Genomic DNA, 16,958 nt, shown 5'->3' on the forward strand with positions numbered 1-16,958 from the left:
CGACGGGACAGGATGACTCGTCAGGCCAAGATGGCTAAAGGACACCCCAAAGGATTGGGAAGGGGAAACCTAAAGGAAGAGGTAAACAGTCAGGGATTGCAGGGAGCAACTTCGTTCAAGGATCTGAGCGATACGACTACCGGGGGCGACGCAAGTCGCCCCCATCTTTTTATCTGAGTTTCACATCCCCATCGCTTACCTCAGCCCAGCGCCTTCTTGCCAGAACCTTCTCGGCCCGCTGTTTAAGCACCAGTCGATATGAAAAGGGCACCACGATGGTGCCCTTCTCTATTTTTTGATCAGCAAACAAGCTTAAATCACGCGAGAGAACTGCTGCTGGCGTGCCTTGTTGCGCAGATAGACATCGAAACACATGCAAATATTACGGATCAGCAGCTGTCCTGTGGAGGATACCTCCAGACCATCCTCCGTCATGCGCACCAGTCCATCGTTGATGAAGGTCTGCAGCAGTTTGAGATCGTCAACAAAATACTCTCTGAAATTGAGCCCGTGCGCCTGCTCGACCGAAGCAAAATTCAAACGAAAATCGCAGATAAGCCGCTTGATCACCTCACGGCGGATCAGGTCATCCTGATTGAGCGAGCAGCCTTTCCACTGGGCATGACCCAGCTCTGAAACCTGTGCGTAGTAGGCCTTGAGCTCTTTCTGATTCTGGGAGTAGGCATCACCGATCATGCTGATGGAGGAGACCCCCAATCCCAGCAGATCGCAATCACCTTGAGTGGTATAGCCCTGGAAGTTGCGGTGCAGCTTGCCCTCGCGCTGCGCCACCGCCAGCTCGTCATCGGGTTTGGCAAAATGATCCATCCCGATAAACTGGTAACCCTGATCGGTGAGGAAGGCGATGGTGTCCTGCAGCATGGCCAGCTTCTCCTGCGGAGCAGGCATGTCGTCTTCTTTCAGCTTGCGCTGGGCGGCAAAGCGGCTCGGCAAGTGGGCATAGTTGAAGATGGAAAGGCGCGCCGGATCCGTCTTGAGTACCTCTTCCAGCGTATGGTGGAAACTGGCACGATCTTGATGTGGCAGGCCATAGATAAGGTCGAGGTTAGTCGAGCGGAAGCCAAGCTCACGGGCCCGTTCCAACATGGCTTTAATAAAGTCGTTGTCTTGCTCACGGTTGACCGCGACCTGCACATCCTTGTTGAAATCTTGCACACCAAGGCTGATGCGGTTGAAGCCGACTTCTCTCAGCACATCCAGCATGGTAATGGCAATCTCACGCGGATCGACCTCGATGCTAAACTCTCCCTCTTCGGCGAAATGGAAGTGCTCACGCAGCATGGCCATCAGTCGGCGTGTTTGCGCTGCATCCAGATAGGTGGGCGTACCACCACCCCAATGCAGTTGGGTGACAAGCCGCTGCTTGAAGAGCGGAGCCTGCGCCTGGATCTCCTGTTCCAGATAGTCGAGGTACTCGTCAGCCTTGTGCTGATGGCGGGTAATGACCTTGTTGCAGCCGCAGTAGTAGCAGAGCTTATGGCAGAAAGGGATATGCACGTAGAGCGACAGGTTGCGCTCGGGATACTGACCAGCTGCACGGACAAAGTCCGTATAGCCGAAGCTCTCGTTAAACTCCAGCGCGGTGGGATACGAGGTGTATCGCGGACCACTGTAGTTATATTTTTCGATCAGAGCCTGATCCCACACAATCTGTTCTGCTTGCACGTTCGCTTCCTCTCTATTGTTATTGTTGGCTCATCGGCCTAACTGAAAATCCTTCAGTTGGGCTACATCCTTGAGGATCTGTGCCTCCAGCTCGGCCTCGTAGCCGCTGCGTTCGAGATCCATCTTCATCACTTCATTGCGTTTAAGTGCTCGTCTTGCCTCGTGAGTCGGCATATCTTTCACCTTCTCGTACAGTCCGTAGAGACCCGGAAATTCGGTAGCAAATCTCCGTCCGCCCTTGATCTGCAACGCATCGAGCAGATTGGTCAGCCGAATAGCACCTTCTGAGTAATCACACTGCCCCTCCTGCACCGCATGGGCAATGACCCGCACGCTATCAAGAATTCGCTCGTTGCGAGCAGTTATCGCCTGCCACTGCATCGCTTGCTGTCGCCTCAGTCTGGCCAGCAGCATGCCTGCATAGATGGCCAATCCTGACAAAATCAGGCCGCCCAACAGGGCGGCCAGCATCCATCTACTCATCACTTTTTCTTCGGCTCAGGCTTGGGCTCCGGCTTGAAATCGACCTGGTTGAAACGGTCCCACAGCTCCTCTTCGGAAGCTGGTTTCTGCTCGTCGAACTCGGCGTCATCGCCATCATCAAACGGCAGCTCGTCATCTTCATCATCGTCGTTGTCGATGATGCCCAGCTCATCCATCAGCTCCTGATAACGGTCGACGCGCTGATCAACCCAGGCCTGCTCGGCCACTTCCAGGGTTTCACCGGCATCAAGACGATCCAGCAGATCATTCAAGCGGTCATCATTTTCGATGGAAGCCAGCTCCTGCTCGGGCGTCATCACCAGCTTCTTCTCTTTCACCGCCTTGGGTGCTGCCGTCTTCTTCTGTTTGTCATCTACCACCAGTGCTACCGGCTTGCGGGAACCGATACGCGGATCTTTGGACTGGCTGTTGCCAGACTTGTTCTTCGGCTGTTCAACTTGCTGACGAGAACCAGCCTTCAGGCCCTTGCGCTTGGCAGCCCGTTTACGCTCACGGCCTTCCTGAGCACTGACATCAGATTCTTTGCGCTTGCCAGTAGGCTTGCGAGTGGGTTGTTTAGCAGACATGAATGGCTAACTCCGAAAAATAACTGGTTTGACCCGTACCCGGGATGATCTCACCCGGTGGGATACGATGCGAGGAACAGTAAGGCTGGAACAAGAGCAGGATCCCGCACCAATCCGGCCCGATCAGGCCACTGAACACCGCAGGATCGGTATCCTCTGGGCATGTTGCTGGTATTTTGACACAGAATGGCTAATCGGGTTAATGACCCAAAAGAAAAAAGGCAGCCGAAGCTGCCTTGATATGTTCATGCGTGCGCCATCCTGAATGGCAAAACAGTCTGTTTCGTCCTCTCCGTGACAACTTGTCGCCGCAGCATATCGTTGTGTGGTCATCCTGACCTTATATTGGTCGTTCCTGAATGTGCGTGTGCCTGTTTGACCCGTCTCGACCGCATCCTGCCATCGTGCTGGGGAGCCTGCATCCCGCAACCCCATCCCGCTCCGGAGATGGTCACCATCCTGATCCTTCAATCCTTTGCCAGCTCATACGAGCCCATGGCATCCCGCCACGCCTGCCATCCTCTGCTCACAACACCCTGTTGTGAAACCATCACCCAATCCGTGGGTGAATCCATTAAGTCTACTGTATCAACTCTATAAAACAGCTCAATCCACCCAAAAGATTCTCAACATCTCGAAAAATTTCAATATTCACATAATCAATTGATAAATAATGGATATTTAATATTTTATGCAATTTTATGAGCCTTGGCCTGCCTTGAGAATGGGAGATCTCTTACAGAACGGGGGGATTAAACCGAGAATTATCTGAACACCATAAAAACAACGGGGAGCAAAGGCTCCCCGTTTCAACTCGAATAGACCGTATCGACTATATCAGTGCAGACCCGCTACATATTTGGAGAGGGCTTCGATATCCTGATCAGTCAGTTTCTTGGCAACGTCCCGCATCATGCCATTCGGATCGTTGTCACGTGTCCCGGCACGGAATGCGGTGAGCTGGGCCTTGATATAGGCAGGATGCTGGCCGGACAGGCTTGGATACTTCGCCTGCTCGACACCTGAGCCACGGGGACCATGGCAAGCCGTACAGGCAGCCAGACCGCGACTCATGTCACCGCCCATATAGAGTGCCTTGCCCGCTTCGACCACGTCGTCAGGGACCGCGATAGGGGTAACCTTTAGACCGGAGAAGTAAGCCGCCAGGTCATCCATGTCCTGTTCCGACAAAGGTAACGCCATCGGCCCCATCACTGGCGCAACCCGGCCAATTTGACCAGAAGCGGCAGCCTTCAGTTCAACTAACTGCTTTTTGATATATGATGCGTGCTGACCAGCAATTTTGGGGTACATATCAACCAGGCTGTTTCCGTCCGGTCCATGACAAGCCGCACAAACGGCAGCCTTGGTCTGTCCCGCAGCGGCATCGCCCTTGGCTTGTGCCATCCCCGTTACGCCAACCATCAGAGCAAGAGTAATGACTAGGTTCTTCATGGCGTTCCAACTTTTCGTTATTAGGCTTCCAGATCCCATGCCGCTGAAGGCATGTTAAAATAAACGCGTTTAAGCGACGCTATTTTACACCATTTTACAAAAAAGTAACTCTATAACCCTCTATCTCCATGGGGAATTTACGTTGGATACACAAACTCTGAATTTCAATAAGGTGCATTTTGTGACCAGCGCACCCGACATCCGTCACCTGCCAAATGATGGGGGTGTCGAGATCGCGTTTGCCGGCCGTTCCAACGCCGGTAAGTCATCTGCATTGAACACCTTAACCAAACACAAGAACCTGGCGCGCACCAGTAAGACACCCGGACGTACCCAGCTGATCAACCTGTTTGAGCTGGAACCGGGCAAGCGTCTGGTCGACTTGCCGGGTTATGGTTATGCGCAAGTTCCGCTCGAAATGAAGCTCAAGTGGCAAAAGTCACTGGCAGAGTATCTGCAGCGCCGTGAGTCATTGAAAGGTCTGGTGATCCTGATGGACATCCGCCACCCGCTCAAAGATACCGACATGAACATGCTGGAGTGGAGCTCGCACCGTCAGTTGCCCGTCATGCTGCTGCTGACCAAGGCTGACAAATTGAGCCCCGGCCCGCGCAACAACCAGGTAATCAAGGTGCGCCAGGCCGTTGCCAACCTCGGTTCCCAGATCCAGGTCGAAGCATTCTCCTCTCTCACCAATATCGGTGTGGAGAAGCTGGCGCAAACCCTGACCGAATGGTATGTCAGTGGTGACGATACCGACCTGCTGAACGCTGACGAACAACAACCTGCCGAGGAGTAATCTACTCCTCGCTCTCCTTGCAATTGGCGGAGCACTCCTCCGCTGATTGAAAGGGTTTCAGATTGCCGCTTTCACCTGCCTCACGACAAACACCCCGCATTCGCCTCCCCGGCTATATCCATTACCGCTTACAGTTCATATAGATAGGCAGTTAATTCACACAAAGAATTAACTTAAGTAGGCGTTGATAGCGTTTTCAAATTCGTTCTTTCAAAACGAACCAGAATTACAAAAAGAGACAAAAATGAAATTTAATTACAATTCCTAACCGAAAGGGATAAAAATGAGGCCGGACGACAGTGATGCCATCCAGCCTGAAATAATAAGTTCAAAAATTGGGAAGAAGCTGAATCTTGAGTACCAGACGACAGGTATTCCTCAAGAAGCAGCCTCATTCTATCAAATGCATCGTCAATTTAAAGCATTTACTCTAAATGATGCGCATAAAAAAACACCCCGACGAGAACCTCATCGGGGCAGCTATTCAGCCACATTCAATTACGTGAAATAAAAGGTCTGAAAGATAGAACATCTTACCTCTGTACCCTACGCAGACAACTGTACAGCAAAGCAGCAGAAAGTGAAAGTAATTTATGTAATTTAGTTTCACAACTTACAGATTAAGAAAAAATCTTTTATTTTCATGCAGATAAAAAAATCCCCAGTACGAACACCGGGGAGTTATAAAGGTGACTAGCTAGCACTTCCTCAACTATCTAGTTAGTCAGCGCCATTTCAAAGTAGTTCCGCTACAAAACAAAAAAACTTTGAAAAATCAGAGATAGATAGCGCCATCTTCAGCAAACTCTTGTTCTTCAATGAGTTTTTCAGCCATATCTTCAATATCAAAACGCACACTTTCGAAGGCTCTGACGATGTCATCCTCTCTCGTCAGCGCCAGACCTGTCATTCTCTCCAGTCGCCGCTGGCTGATGTAACAATCTATCAACGCCCCCATCTGCTGGGCAGGAAAACGCACCCGCTGTTCGTCAGCCTGCCACTCCATCAGGTCAGGAAACAGAATACCCTGGTTCATATCACCCCCAAGTTACGCTTCAACTCTCTCAATACCTGTTTAGTCCCAGGACGAATTCCGCGCCACACGGTAAACGCTTCGGCGGCCTGTTCCACCAGCATGCCGAGTCCATCCATGGTTTGACGGGCCCCATGCTGTTTGGCCCAACTGATAAACACCGTATCCGAGGCGCCATACATCATGTCGTAGATAGCAATATCCGTGTGGATCAGGGTGAGGGCCAACGGCGGCAGCTCTCCTTGCAGGCTGGCAGAAGTCGAATTGATGACGAGATCGAATGGCCCTGCCAACTGCTCATAGGTCTGGGCAGTCACAGGCCCCAGATCGCAGAATTCGGCAGCCAACTGTTGCGCTTTTGTGTGGGTGCGGTTGGCGATCACCAGCTCGCTCGGCAACTCAGCCAGCAGCGGCACCAATGCACCACGAGCCGCGCCACCGGCACCCAGCAGCAGGATCCGGCTATCCGCCAGCGTCACACCATGGGACTTGAGATCGGCGACCAGACCGGCGCCATCGGTATTATCCCCCAGCAACACGCCATCATCGGTCAGCTTGATGGTATTGACCGCTTGAGCCCGCTTGGCCCTCGGGCTCAAGCGATCGACCAGAGTGAATGCCTGCTCCTTGAAGGGAACGGTGACATTGCATCCCTTGCCCCCTTGGTCAAAGAAGGTGCGCAGGGCTTGGGCAAACTCGTCGACGGCAGGTTCAGCCAGCCCATACTCCAGCTCTTGCTGGGTTTGTCTGGCAAACAGGGTGTGAATGAAGGGGGACTTGCTGTGGCGCACAGGGTGGCCAAAAACCAGATAACGATCCATCAAAGAGTTCCATCAGAGGGCAATATTCCGATTTAACGGGTTTTCACTCTCGGGAACAAGCCGAATAACGGCCAGTAAAAAGGGACCATCATGGTCCCTCTGGTCACAGCCACTCTCGCGGCGTGAGGTAATCGGTGTAGAGCAAGGCTTCAGGAGTGCCCGCCTCCGGCTGCCAGTCATACTCCCAACGGGCCAGCGGTGGCATCGACATCAGGATCGACTCGGTACGTCCGCCGGTCTGCAACCCGAACAGGGTGCCACGGTCATACACCAGATTGAACTCCACATAACGGCCGCGACGATAGAGCTGGAACTCCCGCTCCCGCTCGCCATAGGGTAGAACCTTGCGTCGTTCAATGATCGGCAGGTAAGCATCAAGATAACCCCGACCTACCGCCTGCATAAAGGCAAAGCAGTCGGCAAAGGGCCAGCGATTCAGATCGTCGAAGAAGAGACCGCCCACCCCCCGTGTCTCGTTGCGGTGCTTGAGGAAGAAGTAGCGATCGCACCAAGATTTGAACTCGGGGTAGATCTCATCACCGAACGGCTGGCAGAGATCACGGGAGACCTGATGCCAGAGCTGCACATCCTCGGCAAACGGATAGAAGGGCGTCAAATCGAAGCCACCGCCAAACCACCAAATGGGCTCTTCGCCTTCCTTCTCGGCGATGAAGAAACGGACGTTGGCGTGGCTGGTCGGCACATAGGGGTTATGCGGATGGATCACCAGCGACACGCCCATCGCCTCGAACTTGCGACCGGCCAACTCGGGCCGATGTGCTGTAGCAGAGGCAGGCATGGCATCGCCATAGACATGGGAGAAGTTGACGCCCCCCTGCTCGATCACCGCGCCGTGGCGCAGCACACGGGTGCGACCACCGCCACCGCCTTCACGGCTCCAGGCATCTTCCACAAAGTGTCCACTGCCATCGGCCTGCTCCAGACCACGGCAGATCTCGTCCTGCAACTGCAACAGGAAGGCCTTGACCTGGGCCACATCCGGTTTGCTCATCTTGTCTCCAGTCAGGCAGGATCGTGAACGCCCTGTCCATTTTTATAGTTAAATCAATCCGGTGAGCTCACCGCTCAGCGGATTGATGGCAAATCATGACGTATCCGCCAGCTCAGGAGGGGCGAATAATGGCGCCAGTTCGGGCGTCCTTGATCTCTGATGGATTGGCTTGACCACCCACTTCACCGGGCAGGATATGGGCTAACTTGCTTGCCAGCCGCTCACCGATATCGGCCACCCGACGGGCAGGCTCCTCACCGGTCAGGTTGGCGCTGGTAGAGACCAGCGGCTTGCCAAAGGCACGGCACAACGCCTGTACCTGAGGATGAGCCGTCACGCGCACCGCCAGGGTCTCGAACTGCCCGGTCAGCCAGGCCGGCGTCGTTGCACGGGCAGGCATGATCCAGGTAAAAGGACCGGGCCAGCTGGCTTCAACCCGAGCCAACTGCTCACCGCTAAGCTGACTCAGATCGATGTAATCCTGTAATTGCGCCACGTCGGCAGCAATCAGGATCAACCCCTTATCTACCGGACGCTGTTTGATGGCCAGCAATCGCTGTACCGCCACTTCGGAGTCGGGATCACAACCCAGACCAAACACGGCCTCGGTCGCATAAGCGATCACCCCTTCCTGCTGGAGGGCGGCAACCGCCTGTTCAATTTCATTTGGCATAGGAAAAATGCGGCAGCCTGGCTGCCGCCTCGTCACTTGGTAGCAAGTTGAATTCGTATGGCGGCGACCATGGCAAAGTGACGTGTTGCTGTAGCACAGAAAATACGACACTTCCGGATCGCCACCCGTTCACTTACTTGAGTTGAGCCTGCAGGGCGGCATCCTTGGCCATCACCTCTTCGGCATTCTTCTGGCGTTCGGCCCGAACCTTGGCCGCCAGTTCATCATCGGCTACTGCCAGCATCTGGGCTGCCAGATAACCTGCGTTCTTGGCACCGGCTTTGCCGATCGCCACGGTAGCCACCGGTACACCACCCGGCATCTGCACGGTAGAGAGCAGCGCATCCAGCCCCTTGAGCGGGCCACCATCGATGGGCACTCCGATCACAGGACGAGTCGTGATGCCGGCTACGGCACCCGCCAGGTGCGCAGCCAGACCGGCAGCACAGATAAAGACCTTGCAGCCACGGGCCTCGGCATCGGTCACATACTGATGGGTCGCAGCCGGCGTGCGGTGCGCGGAGGTGACTTTGACTTCCACTGCGATATCAAATGACTTGAGCACCTCGAGAGTACTCTGCATCACGGGGAAATCAGAATCAGAGCCCATCAATACGGCAACAAAGGGTTTATTCATGGTGGGAATTTCCTTACTCCAAGTGGGGGGTTGAAGTTCACCGAAAACGTTTCAATCCGGTTGCGGCGGCGGGATTATACCTGCTCACTTTGGTGGCCGCATTTCTTTTGCGGACAGACCCAACGCAGCGTTCCCCTCACTTTTTTCTCGACCATGATGCCCCAACCACACGAGGGACAAGGCATGGGGATCGGCTTGTCGTTCACCACATATTTGCAATGGGGATAGCCATCACAGGAGTAAAATTGCTTGCCGTAGCGGGAGGTCCGGCTCACCAGATGACCCTTGCCGCACTCGGGGCAGAGGATCTGGGTATCATCGCTCTCCTGCAGGGATTCGATGTGCTGACAGGCCGGATACTGAGTGCAGCCGACAAACAGACCGTAACGCCCCTTCTTGATCGCCAGCGGCTGTCCGCAATCGGGACAGGCAGAGCCTTCGAGCACCTTTTCGATGTCGCGGCCGGATGGCGTCAGGGAGCGGATGTAATCACAGGCAGGATAGGCAGAACAGCCGAGAAAGGGGCCATGTTTGCCCTGGCGGATCACCAGCTCGGCCCCGCACTGCGGGCACGGCTCGCGCTCGAAGGCATGTTCGTGGGCTGAAAAGAGGTGATGATCGATTTTTGACATGGGCCGCGCCTTGAAATCCAGATGGCCTGAATTCTACCAGCGCGGCACCGGACTGTCAGTGAATGACGCCGTCTGACTCATCAAACACCAGCTCTTCCATCTGCTGGTAGGCATTTTCACTGCCCGGTACGTTGAACAGCACCATCATTACGACCCACTTCAGGTCATCCAGCTCGATATCCGGCTTGTCCAACTCGAGCAGACGCTCGATACAGATCTCGCGGGTTTCGGCATTCAGTACCTGGGCCTGTTCCAGAAAGAGCAGGAACCCGCGGCACTCGGTGCTGAGGCGTGCCAGCTCTTGCGGGGCATAGATACGCATCGAGCCTTGCGCGCTGGCGGCCACATAGACCTCCCGCTCGCTATCATGCAGATTGGCCAGTCGCTCCAACCAGTCGAGCGCCTTGTCGATCTCCTCCTTGTCAAAACCGGCTCGGCTCAACTCTTCGGTGAGTTCATTCTGCTCGACCATCACATCTGCATCGCTGTGGATGTAGGTCTCGAAAAGGTACATCAATACATCAAACATGATTCGCCCTCCTCGCTCTGACGTATCCACCGGCTACCGCCATCACTGCACCGACCAACTCCAGCTCTACCAACCTGCCCAATACCACTTCGACAGGAAGCTGGGTCCGCTCGGCAACGGTATCCACGCTCGTGGTCTCGTAATCTACGTTATCCAACAAATCAGCATAAGGCAATTCGCTATTATGCTGTTGCTCAGATGGTATGGCCGACGGATCTAGCCGTGCCCCCCACTCCGGCAGCTCTTCCACTATATCGGCCACACTCAGCACAAGTTTGGCCCCCTGCTGAATTAATCTGTTGCATCCTATCGCTTGGCCATTTTGCGGGGCGCCGGGTACCGCAAACACTTCGCGCCCCTGCTCCAGTGCATAGCGAGCGGTGATCAGCGAACCACTCTGCTCGGTCGCCTCCACCACCAGAGTTCCCAACGACAGACCACTGATAATACGGTTGCGACGAGGAAAATGTTCAGCCAGCGGCCCTTTATCCGGCGCCAGTTCGGAGATAAGCAAACCACCTTTCTCCAGAATCTGACCTGCCAGTCCCTGATGGCGTTTGGGGTAGAGGCAATCCAGCCCGGAGCCCAACACGGCAAGGGTGATACCACCACAAGCCAGCGTCTGCTGATGGCAAACACCATCGATACCGAGCGCAAGGCCCGAGGTGATGGCGAACCCGCATCTAACCAGTTCGCTACAGAGACGGGACGCGTTATCTTTGCCTGCATTGGTGGGATGACGTGTCCCCACCATCGCCAGCTGGGGTAGCGACAGCGCTTCAAGATCGCCACGGCAGTAGAGCAACAGGGGGGCCGCGGGAATTTCACGCAACAAGGGCGGATAAAGAGGGTGATCTTGCGGAATAAGGAGATTGCCAGGTAACGCGGCCCAAGCCAGACTCTGCTCAACAATCGGCGAGGGCCAGCGCAGTTGCCTGATCTGCTCTGACGACAGCCCCATACCGTGCAGCTGTGTTTCATCGCTCTGAAACAGGGCATCAATCGAACCGCCGATCTGCTCCAGCAGCCGAGCGGCGGTCACCGGACCTATGCCGATGACCGCATTGAGGGTTAGCCAGAGAGCTAGACGCCCGTCGGGGTAGTTCACGTCAGAAGTGAGTGACCTGATAACCCGAGCTCACCATGTCCTTGCTTTGCATGATGAGGCCATAACTCAGCTTGTCATACACCTTGAACAACATAACCCTGGCAATCGCTTCTGAAGGGAGTGACTCCTTCTGGTTACCGCTGTAGAACACCTTGTCGTAGACAGAGGAAAGCTCCTTGTATTGCACTGCACCATTCTTGGTAACCAGAGCAGCACCGGGTCGTCTGACATCCAATACATCCCCGGCGACTAGCTGATCGCGGCCACCCCGGTTGATCAGCACCACATCAAACTTGCCACCGCCCCGGGTCTTGTTCGGCAAATCGATGATATAGCCCGGCGTGATGGCAGGTGCCGCTTTCGGTGTGAAGACGGCGGGCATGTTCTCTTGAGCCGGCAGCGGCATCACCTTGTCGCCCTGCAGCACTTCGCGCTGGTTATGAGTGAGGGTAACTTCAGTCCGATCGCCATCAAGACGCGCCACGGCCCGCACCACACCGGCAAAGATCGCCTCCTGGCCCAGCAGTTCACCGGTTTCGCGATCCTTGTAGACCACTCCGGGGTGATAAATGCCATAAACCTGCCCCGGCGTCAGGGAGCCCTGCACATAGAGGGTGTCCCCCTCCAGCATGCCGATATGTTTCTGATCCGACCCCAGCAGATAGGGCAAGGTTTTCTGCTGCTGGCTGTCAGCCAGAATATGGTCGGTTTGCAGGAAGGGGCCGATCTCGCTGATAGGCAGGGTCGGAATGGGGTTGGCCTTGTTCTCGTAACGGGTTTTCGGGCCAAGACGGATGACTTGCTTGCCACCCTGCATCGCCTTGCCGAGCCGGGGTTCACCATTGACCCAGCTCAGATGCAGTACATCACCGGGGTAGATCCAGTGAGGATTGGCAATCTGCGGATTGATGTTCCAGAGACGGGGCCAGAGCCAGGGCTCAGAGAGATATTTGCCGGAGATATCCCACAGGGTGTCACCTTTTTGCACTACATAGCTTTCGGGATAACCCGCTTTCAACCTCAGCTGATCGGCCAGAGCGGCTTGGCTCATAGTCACCATCAGGCAGGTGAGGATGGTTTGCTTCAGATACATAACACTCCCTGTTACCTCTGCACGCAAAGTGTTGCTGTTTTTTGTTGGCGTAAATGACTAGAATTACGCCAATATTGACTGCATTTATACGAAACTAAAGAAAAAACTATGGCCATTCTAGATGTATTGCGTTTCCCCGATGAGCGTCTGCGTACCGTCGCAGCCCCTGTCGAGACCTTTACACCCGAGTTACAACAAATTGTAGATGATATGTTCGAAACCATGTATGCGGAGGAGGGCATTGGCCTGGCCGCAACGCAGGTGGATATTCATCAACGCATCATAGTGATCGATGTCTCTGAAAACCGTGAAGATCCTCTGGTATTGATCAATCCGGAAGTGATCTCCCAGTGTGGCAGCACCGGCATTGAAGAGGGTTGCCTCTCCGTGCCCGGCAGCCGTGCTCTGGTACCGCGTGCCGAGCAGATCAAGATCCGCGCACAGGATCGCCACGGCAAGCCGTTCGAGCTGGAAGCCGACGATCTGCTCGCCATCTGCATCCAGCATGAGATGGATCATCTGGTCGGCAAGTTGTTTGTGGATTACCTGTCCCCGCTCAAGCGCCAGCGCATTCGCCAGAAGCTGGAAAAGATGGCCCGCGAAGATCGCAAAGTCCTCTGAGGATCTGCTCCATTGAATAAGCTGAAACTGATTTTTGCCGGTACTCCCGACTTCGCCGCCCGTCATCTGGCGGCGTTGTTGTCTTCCGACCATGAGGTCGTTGCCGTTTATACCCAGCCGGACAAGCCCGCTGGCCGTGGTCAGAAGCTCACTGCCAGTCCGGTAAAAGAGCTGGCACTGGCCCACAATCTACCGGTCTATCAACCGGCAACCCTGCGCAAGGAAGAGGCGCAAGCCGAACTGGCCGCCCTTGGTGCAGACCTGATGGTCGTGGTGGCCTATGGCCTGATCCTGCCCAAGGCGGTACTCGATACCCCGCGTCTGGGCTGCATCAACGTCCATGGCTCCCTGCTGCCGCGCTGGCGTGGCGCGGCACCGATCCAGCGCTCCATTTGGGCGGGCGATAGCGAAACCGGCGTCACCATCATGCAGATGGATGTGGGGCTGGATACCGGCGCCATGATCCGCAAGGTTAGCTGCCCCATCGCCGCCGACGAGACCTCCGCCAGCCTCTATGACAAGCTGGCCAAGCTGGGTCCGCAGGCTCTGGTCGACACCATCGATGCCATGGCTGCCGGTGAAACCGCTGCCGAGGCGCAAGATGATGCGCTGGCCAACTACGCCGAAAAGCTCTCCAAGGAAGAGGCCCGCATCGACTGGTCGATGGATGCTGTTGCCATCGAGCGCTGCATCCGCTCGTTCAACCCCTGGCCCATCAGCTGGTTTGAAGTGGCTGACCAGACCGTCAAAGTATGGCAAGCCGCCGTCATTGACAGCGACCACGGCCAACCCGCCGGCACCCTGCTCAAGGCCGACAAGCAGGGGATCGATATCGCTACCGGCAAAGGGGTACTGCGCCTGCTGACCCTGCAACCGCCCGGCAAGAAGGCGATGTCCGTTTCGGATCTGCTCAACTCTCGCCGCGACTGGTTTGAACCCGGCACGCAATTGAATTGAACTGGATTGAATTGACACAAGCGGGGCTCAGGCCCCGACTTGCGCATCTAAGGTAACTCTATGAAAACACGTGCACAGGCCGCTCTCGTTATTCAACAGGTGCTGGATCAGGGCCAATCCCTCTCCGCTGTTCTGCCTGCTGCCCAGGAGAAGGTCGCGCCTCGCGATCGCGCTCTCCTGCAAGAACTCTGCTACGGCACCCTGCGCTGGCTGCCCCGCCTCGATGCGGCAGTTAACGAGATGATGGACAAGCCGCTCAAGAACAAGAGCCGCATTTTCCACTACCTCATTCTGGTCGGTCTCTATCAGCTCATCTACACCCGCATTCCGGCTCACGCCGCGGTGGCCGAGACCGTCAACGCCGTCAAACTGCTCAAGGGCACCTCCCTGCGTGGCCTCATCAACGGCGTGCTGCGCAACTTCCAGCGCAGCGCCGAAGTCATTCTGCTGCGTATCGACCGCGTTCCCAGCATTCGCCTCGGTCATCCGGAGTGGCTCACCAAGCGCCTGCGTCAGGCCTATCACGATGAGTGGGAATTCATCATGGAGGCGAACAACCAGCGCCCCCCCATGTGGATCCGCAACAACAGCCAGCGCCAGAGCCGCGATGCCATGCTGGCTCGCATGGCCGAAGCCGGCATCAATGCCGTGGCCGGTGAAGAGGGTGAGGATTGCATACTGCTGGAGCGTCCTTGTGATGTGACCAAGCTGCCCGGCTTCGAAGTGGGTGACTGCTCGGTACAGGATGGTGCAGCACAACAGGCTGCCGCCCTGCTCGACCCGCAACCGGGCGAGTGGGTGCTGGATGCCTGCGCAGCCCCCGGCGGCAAGACTGCCCACCTGCTGGAGCGTCAGCCCAGGCTGGCTGGCGTGGTTGCCGTCGATGCCGACGAAAACCGCCTCAAGCGAGTGCAGGAGAACCTGGACCGCATCGGCCTGACGGCCAAGGTGATCCATGGCGATGCTGCGGCGCCGGAACAGTGGTGGCCGGAGGGTCAGTTTGACCGCATCCTGCTGGATGCCCCCTGCTCCGCCACCGGCGTCATTCGTCGCCACCCAGACATCAAGTGGCTGCGCCGGGATCAGGACATTCGCGAGCTGGCCGAGCTGCAACGCCGTATTCTGAGCGCCCTCTGGGGCAAGCTGAAGAGCGGCGGCACCCTGCTCTACGCCACCTGCTCCGTATTGCCGGAAGAGAACCGCGAACAGATCCGCACCTTCCTTGCCGCGACCAAAGATGCCAAATTGGTACCGTTGCACGAACAGGATACCCCGGACTGCCCGGGTCGCCAGTTCCTGCCGGGTGAAGCCGAGATGGATGGCTTCTACTACGCCAAACTGGTCAAGCTCTGAGCCGGGCATGACCAACCTCATTCGGGAGAGCCGCCAGATCCGTTCTGGCGCCCCCCTTTACAGCATCAACGTGAGTAAACGTTCCCTATGAAGATCATCATTTTGGGAGCCGGCCAGGTCGGCGGCACCCTGGCCGAGAACCTGGCCGGGGAGAACAACGACATCACCATCGTCGACACCGACAGCGAACGCCTGCGCGAACTGCAGGACAAGTTTGACCTGCGGGTGGTCAACGGTCATGGCGCCCACCCCAAGGTGCTGCGCGAAGCGGGGGCTCAGGATGCAGACATGCTGGTCGCCGTCACCAACAGTGACGAGACCAACATGATCGCCTGTCAGGTGGCCTACTCCCTGTTCAACACCCCGAACAAGGTCGCGCGGATCCGCTCGCCGGCCTATCTGACCGAGCGGGATCGCCTGTTCCTGCCAGAATCGGTGCCGGTGGATCACCTGATCGCGCCGGAGCAGCTGGTGACCGACTATGTGCGTCGCCTGATCGAATACCCGGGAGCTCTGCAAGTGGTTGATTTTGCAGGTGGCCGCGTCGGTCTGGTGGCGGTCAAGGCCTACTACGGTGGCCCGCTGGTGGGCAATGCTCTCTCCACCCTGCGCGAACACATGCCGAACATCGAGACCCGGGTAGCGGCCATCTTCCGTCAGGGCCGCCCGATCCGTCCGCAAGGCACCACCATCATCGAAGCGGATGACGAGGTCTTCTTCGTCGCCGCCGCGGGCCATATCCGTGCCGTGATGTCTGAACTGCAGCGCCTCGAGAGCCCCTACCGCCGCATCATGATCGTCGGTGGCGGCAACATTGGCGCAGGCCTCGCCCGTCAGCTGGAGAAGCGTTACAGCGTCAAGCTTATCGAGCGCAACCAGAAGCGGGCGGAGCAGCTCTCCGAACTGCTGGAGAACACCATCGTCTTCTGCGGCGATGCGGCGGATCAGGAGCTGCTGGCCGAGGAACACATCGACCAGATCGATGTCTTCATCGCCGTGACCAACGAGGACGAGGCCAACATCATGTCGGCGCTGCTCGCCAAGAAGATGGGCGCCAAGAAGACCATGGTGCTGATCCAGCGCGGCGCCTACGTGGATCTGGTGCAGGGTGGCTCTATCGATATCGCCATCTCGCCGCAGCAGGCCACCATCTCGGCCCTGCTTACCCACGTACGCCGGGCAGATATCGCCAACGTCTACAGCTTGCGCCGCGGTGCTGCCGAGGCGATCGAGGCGATTGCCCACGGTGACGAGAACACCTCCAAGGTGGTCGGCAAGACGGTAGGCGAGCTCAAGCTGCCGCCGGGCACTACTATCGGTGCCGTGGTGCGCGGGGATGAAGTGCTGATCGCCCACGATCGCACCAAGATCCAGCAGGATGACCACGTGGTCATGTTCCTGGTGGACAAGAAGTACATCCCGGAAGTGGAGCGGCTGTTCCAGCCCAGCCCCTTCTTCCTGTAACGTCTTCATGCGCAC

18 protein-coding genes are annotated in these 16,958 nt (G+C 56.5%); 5 read left to right on the top strand and 13 right to left on the bottom strand.

All coding sequences use genetic code 11. The annotated features are described in order from the left end of the window. Positions 1 to 312: 312 nt before the first annotated feature. The 4 genes from hemN to G5149_RS10640 all read right to left on the bottom strand — a co-directional run bounded on the left by hemN (position 313) and on the right by G5149_RS10640 (position 4,211). Positions 313 to 1,686: an oxygen-independent coproporphyrinogen III oxidase gene (gene hemN / locus G5149_RS10625; protein ID WP_337073277.1), complete on the bottom strand. Its 1,374-nt coding sequence runs from the start codon at positions 1,684 to 1,686 to the stop codon at positions 313 to 315. 30 nt (positions 1,687 to 1,716) lie between these two features. Then, positions 1,717 to 2,157, bottom strand: a complete 441-nt coding sequence (locus G5149_RS10630) for a DUF2489 domain-containing protein (RefSeq protein ID WP_337073314.1) — start codon at positions 2,155 to 2,157, stop codon at positions 1,717 to 1,719. An 11-nt stretch (positions 2,158 to 2,168) separates the two neighbouring features. Next, positions 2,169 to 2,756 (bottom strand): Der GTPase-activating protein YihI, encoded by a 588-nt coding sequence (gene yihI / locus G5149_RS10635; RefSeq protein ID WP_337073276.1) that lies wholly within the window; start codon positions 2,754 to 2,756, stop codon positions 2,169 to 2,171. An 837-nt stretch (positions 2,757 to 3,593) separates the two neighbouring features. Further along, a complete protein-coding gene (locus G5149_RS10640; protein ID WP_005341942.1) occupies positions 3,594 to 4,211 on the bottom strand; it encodes a c-type cytochrome in 618 nt (205 codons plus the stop codon). 142 nt (positions 4,212 to 4,353) lie between these two features. Between G5149_RS10640 and yihA the strand changes: the two genes are divergently transcribed. Next, positions 4,354 to 5,010 carry a ribosome biogenesis GTP-binding protein YihA/YsxC gene (gene yihA, locus G5149_RS10645; protein ID WP_005339709.1) on the top strand — a complete coding sequence of 219 codons (657 nt, stop codon included), beginning with the start codon at positions 4,354 to 4,356 and terminating at the stop codon, positions 5,008 to 5,010. Positions 5,011 to 5,785: 775 nt separating this feature from the next. Here yihA and G5149_RS10650 read toward each other — a convergent pair. From G5149_RS10650 to G5149_RS10690, 9 genes are all read right to left on the bottom strand, one after another. Next, positions 5,786 to 6,046 (bottom strand): DUF1488 domain-containing protein, encoded by a 261-nt coding sequence (locus G5149_RS10650; protein ID WP_019445781.1) that lies wholly within the window; start codon positions 6,044 to 6,046, stop codon positions 5,786 to 5,788. After that, on the bottom strand, positions 6,043 to 6,864 hold the full coding sequence (aroE, locus tag G5149_RS10655) for a shikimate dehydrogenase (protein ID WP_216979903.1): 822 nt from the start codon (positions 6,862 to 6,864) through the stop codon (positions 6,043 to 6,045). The genes G5149_RS10650 and aroE overlap by 4 nt, the downstream gene beginning before the upstream one ends. A 103-nt stretch (positions 6,865 to 6,967) precedes the next feature. Continuing rightward, a complete protein-coding gene (gene hemF, locus G5149_RS10660) occupies positions 6,968 to 7,876 on the bottom strand; it encodes an oxygen-dependent coproporphyrinogen oxidase (protein ID WP_216979902.1) in 909 nt (302 codons plus the stop codon). 112 nt (positions 7,877 to 7,988) lie between these two features. Further along, a complete protein-coding gene (locus tag G5149_RS10665; protein ID WP_421212414.1) occupies positions 7,989 to 8,549 on the bottom strand; it encodes an L-threonylcarbamoyladenylate synthase in 561 nt (186 codons plus the stop codon). 133 nt (positions 8,550 to 8,682) lie between these two features. Further along, on the bottom strand, positions 8,683 to 9,186 hold the full coding sequence (gene purE / locus G5149_RS10670; protein ID WP_005341951.1) for a 5-(carboxyamino)imidazole ribonucleotide mutase: 504 nt from the start codon (positions 9,184 to 9,186) through the stop codon (positions 8,683 to 8,685). A 74-nt stretch (positions 9,187 to 9,260) separates the two neighbouring features. After that, positions 9,261 to 9,818: a type I DNA topoisomerase gene (locus tag G5149_RS10675; RefSeq protein WP_216979900.1), complete on the bottom strand. Its 558-nt coding sequence runs from the start codon at positions 9,816 to 9,818 to the stop codon at positions 9,261 to 9,263. A 55-nt stretch (positions 9,819 to 9,873) separates the two neighbouring features. Beyond that, positions 9,874 to 10,347, bottom strand: coding sequence for a DUF494 family protein (locus G5149_RS10680; protein ID WP_005341954.1), 474 nt, complete (start codon positions 10,345 to 10,347; stop codon positions 9,874 to 9,876). After that, positions 10,340 to 11,455, bottom strand: a complete 1,116-nt coding sequence (dprA, locus tag G5149_RS10685) for a DNA-processing protein DprA (RefSeq protein ID WP_421212415.1) — start codon at positions 11,453 to 11,455, stop codon at positions 10,340 to 10,342. The genes G5149_RS10680 and dprA overlap by 8 nt, the downstream gene beginning before the upstream one ends. 1 nt (position 11,456) lies before the next feature. After that, positions 11,457 to 12,548 carry a LysM peptidoglycan-binding domain-containing protein gene (locus tag G5149_RS10690; RefSeq protein ID WP_337073272.1) on the bottom strand — a complete coding sequence of 364 codons (1,092 nt, stop codon included), beginning with the start codon at positions 12,546 to 12,548 and terminating at the stop codon, positions 11,457 to 11,459. Between the two features lie 108 nt (positions 12,549 to 12,656). On the opposite strand from G5149_RS10690, the gene def reads away from it, so the two are divergent. From def to trkA, 4 genes are all read left to right on the top strand, one after another. Beyond that, a complete protein-coding gene (gene def, locus G5149_RS10695; protein WP_421212416.1) occupies positions 12,657 to 13,169 on the top strand; it encodes a peptide deformylase in 513 nt (170 codons plus the stop codon). A 12-nt stretch (positions 13,170 to 13,181) separates the two neighbouring features. Next, positions 13,182 to 14,126: a methionyl-tRNA formyltransferase gene (gene fmt, locus G5149_RS10700; RefSeq protein ID WP_005341962.1), complete on the top strand. Its 945-nt coding sequence runs from the start codon at positions 13,182 to 13,184 to the stop codon at positions 14,124 to 14,126. Between the two features lie 60 nt (positions 14,127 to 14,186). After that, positions 14,187 to 15,479, top strand: a complete 1,293-nt coding sequence (gene rsmB, locus G5149_RS10705) for a 16S rRNA (cytosine(967)-C(5))-methyltransferase RsmB (protein ID WP_201947326.1) — start codon at positions 14,187 to 14,189, stop codon at positions 15,477 to 15,479. A gap of 87 nt (positions 15,480 to 15,566) precedes the next feature. Continuing rightward, on the top strand, positions 15,567 to 16,943 hold the full coding sequence (gene trkA, locus G5149_RS10710; RefSeq protein WP_005339689.1) for a Trk system potassium transporter TrkA: 1,377 nt from the start codon (positions 15,567 to 15,569) through the stop codon (positions 16,941 to 16,943). The last annotated feature ends 15 nt before the right edge of the window (positions 16,944 to 16,958 follow it).

It is taken from the genome of Aeromonas sp. 600479 (assembly GCF_049175515.1).
Classification (GTDB): Bacteria; Pseudomonadota; Gammaproteobacteria; order Enterobacterales; family Aeromonadaceae; genus Aeromonas; species Aeromonas veronii_A.

Excerpts from the sequence above, each read along its gene's own strand:
- G5149_RS10630 (WP_337073314.1), bottom strand. The coding sequence starts at position 2,157 with ATGCTGGCCGCCCTGTTGGGCGGCCTGATTTTGTCAGGATTGGCCATC.
- yihI (WP_337073276.1), bottom strand. The coding sequence starts at position 2,756 with ATGTCTGCTAAACAACCCACTCGCAAGCCTACTGGCAAGCGCAAAGAA.
- G5149_RS10640 (WP_005341942.1), bottom strand. The coding sequence starts at position 4,211 with ATGAAGAACCTAGTCATTACTCTTGCTCTGATGGTTGGCGTAACGGGG.
- G5149_RS10650 (WP_019445781.1), bottom strand. The coding sequence starts at position 6,046 with ATGAACCAGGGTATTCTGTTTCCTGACCTGATGGAGTGGCAGGCTGAC.
- aroE (WP_216979903.1), bottom strand. The coding sequence starts at position 6,864 with ATGGATCGTTATCTGGTTTTTGGCCACCCTGTGCGCCACAGCAAGTCC.
- hemF (WP_216979902.1), bottom strand. The coding sequence starts at position 7,876 with ATGAGCAAACCGGATGTGGCCCAGGTCAAGGCCTTCCTGTTGCAGTTG.
- G5149_RS10665 (WP_421212414.1), bottom strand. The coding sequence starts at position 8,549 with ATGCCAAATGAAATTGAACAGGCGGTTGCCGCCCTCCAGCAGGAAGGG.
- purE (WP_005341951.1), bottom strand. The coding sequence starts at position 9,186 with ATGAATAAACCCTTTGTTGCCGTATTGATGGGCTCTGATTCTGATTTC.
- G5149_RS10675 (WP_216979900.1), bottom strand. The coding sequence starts at position 9,818 with ATGTCAAAAATCGATCATCACCTCTTTTCAGCCCACGAACATGCCTTC.
- G5149_RS10680 (WP_005341954.1), bottom strand. The coding sequence starts at position 10,347 with ATGTTTGATGTATTGATGTACCTTTTCGAGACCTACATCCACAGCGAT.
- G5149_RS10690 (WP_337073272.1), bottom strand. The coding sequence starts at position 12,548 with ATGTATCTGAAGCAAACCATCCTCACCTGCCTGATGGTGACTATGAGC.
- def (WP_421212416.1), top strand. The coding sequence starts at position 12,657 with ATGGCCATTCTAGATGTATTGCGTTTCCCCGATGAGCGTCTGCGTACC.
- rsmB (WP_201947326.1), top strand. The coding sequence starts at position 14,187 with ATGAAAACACGTGCACAGGCCGCTCTCGTTATTCAACAGGTGCTGGAT.
- trkA (WP_005339689.1), top strand. The coding sequence starts at position 15,567 with ATGAAGATCATCATTTTGGGAGCCGGCCAGGTCGGCGGCACCCTGGCC.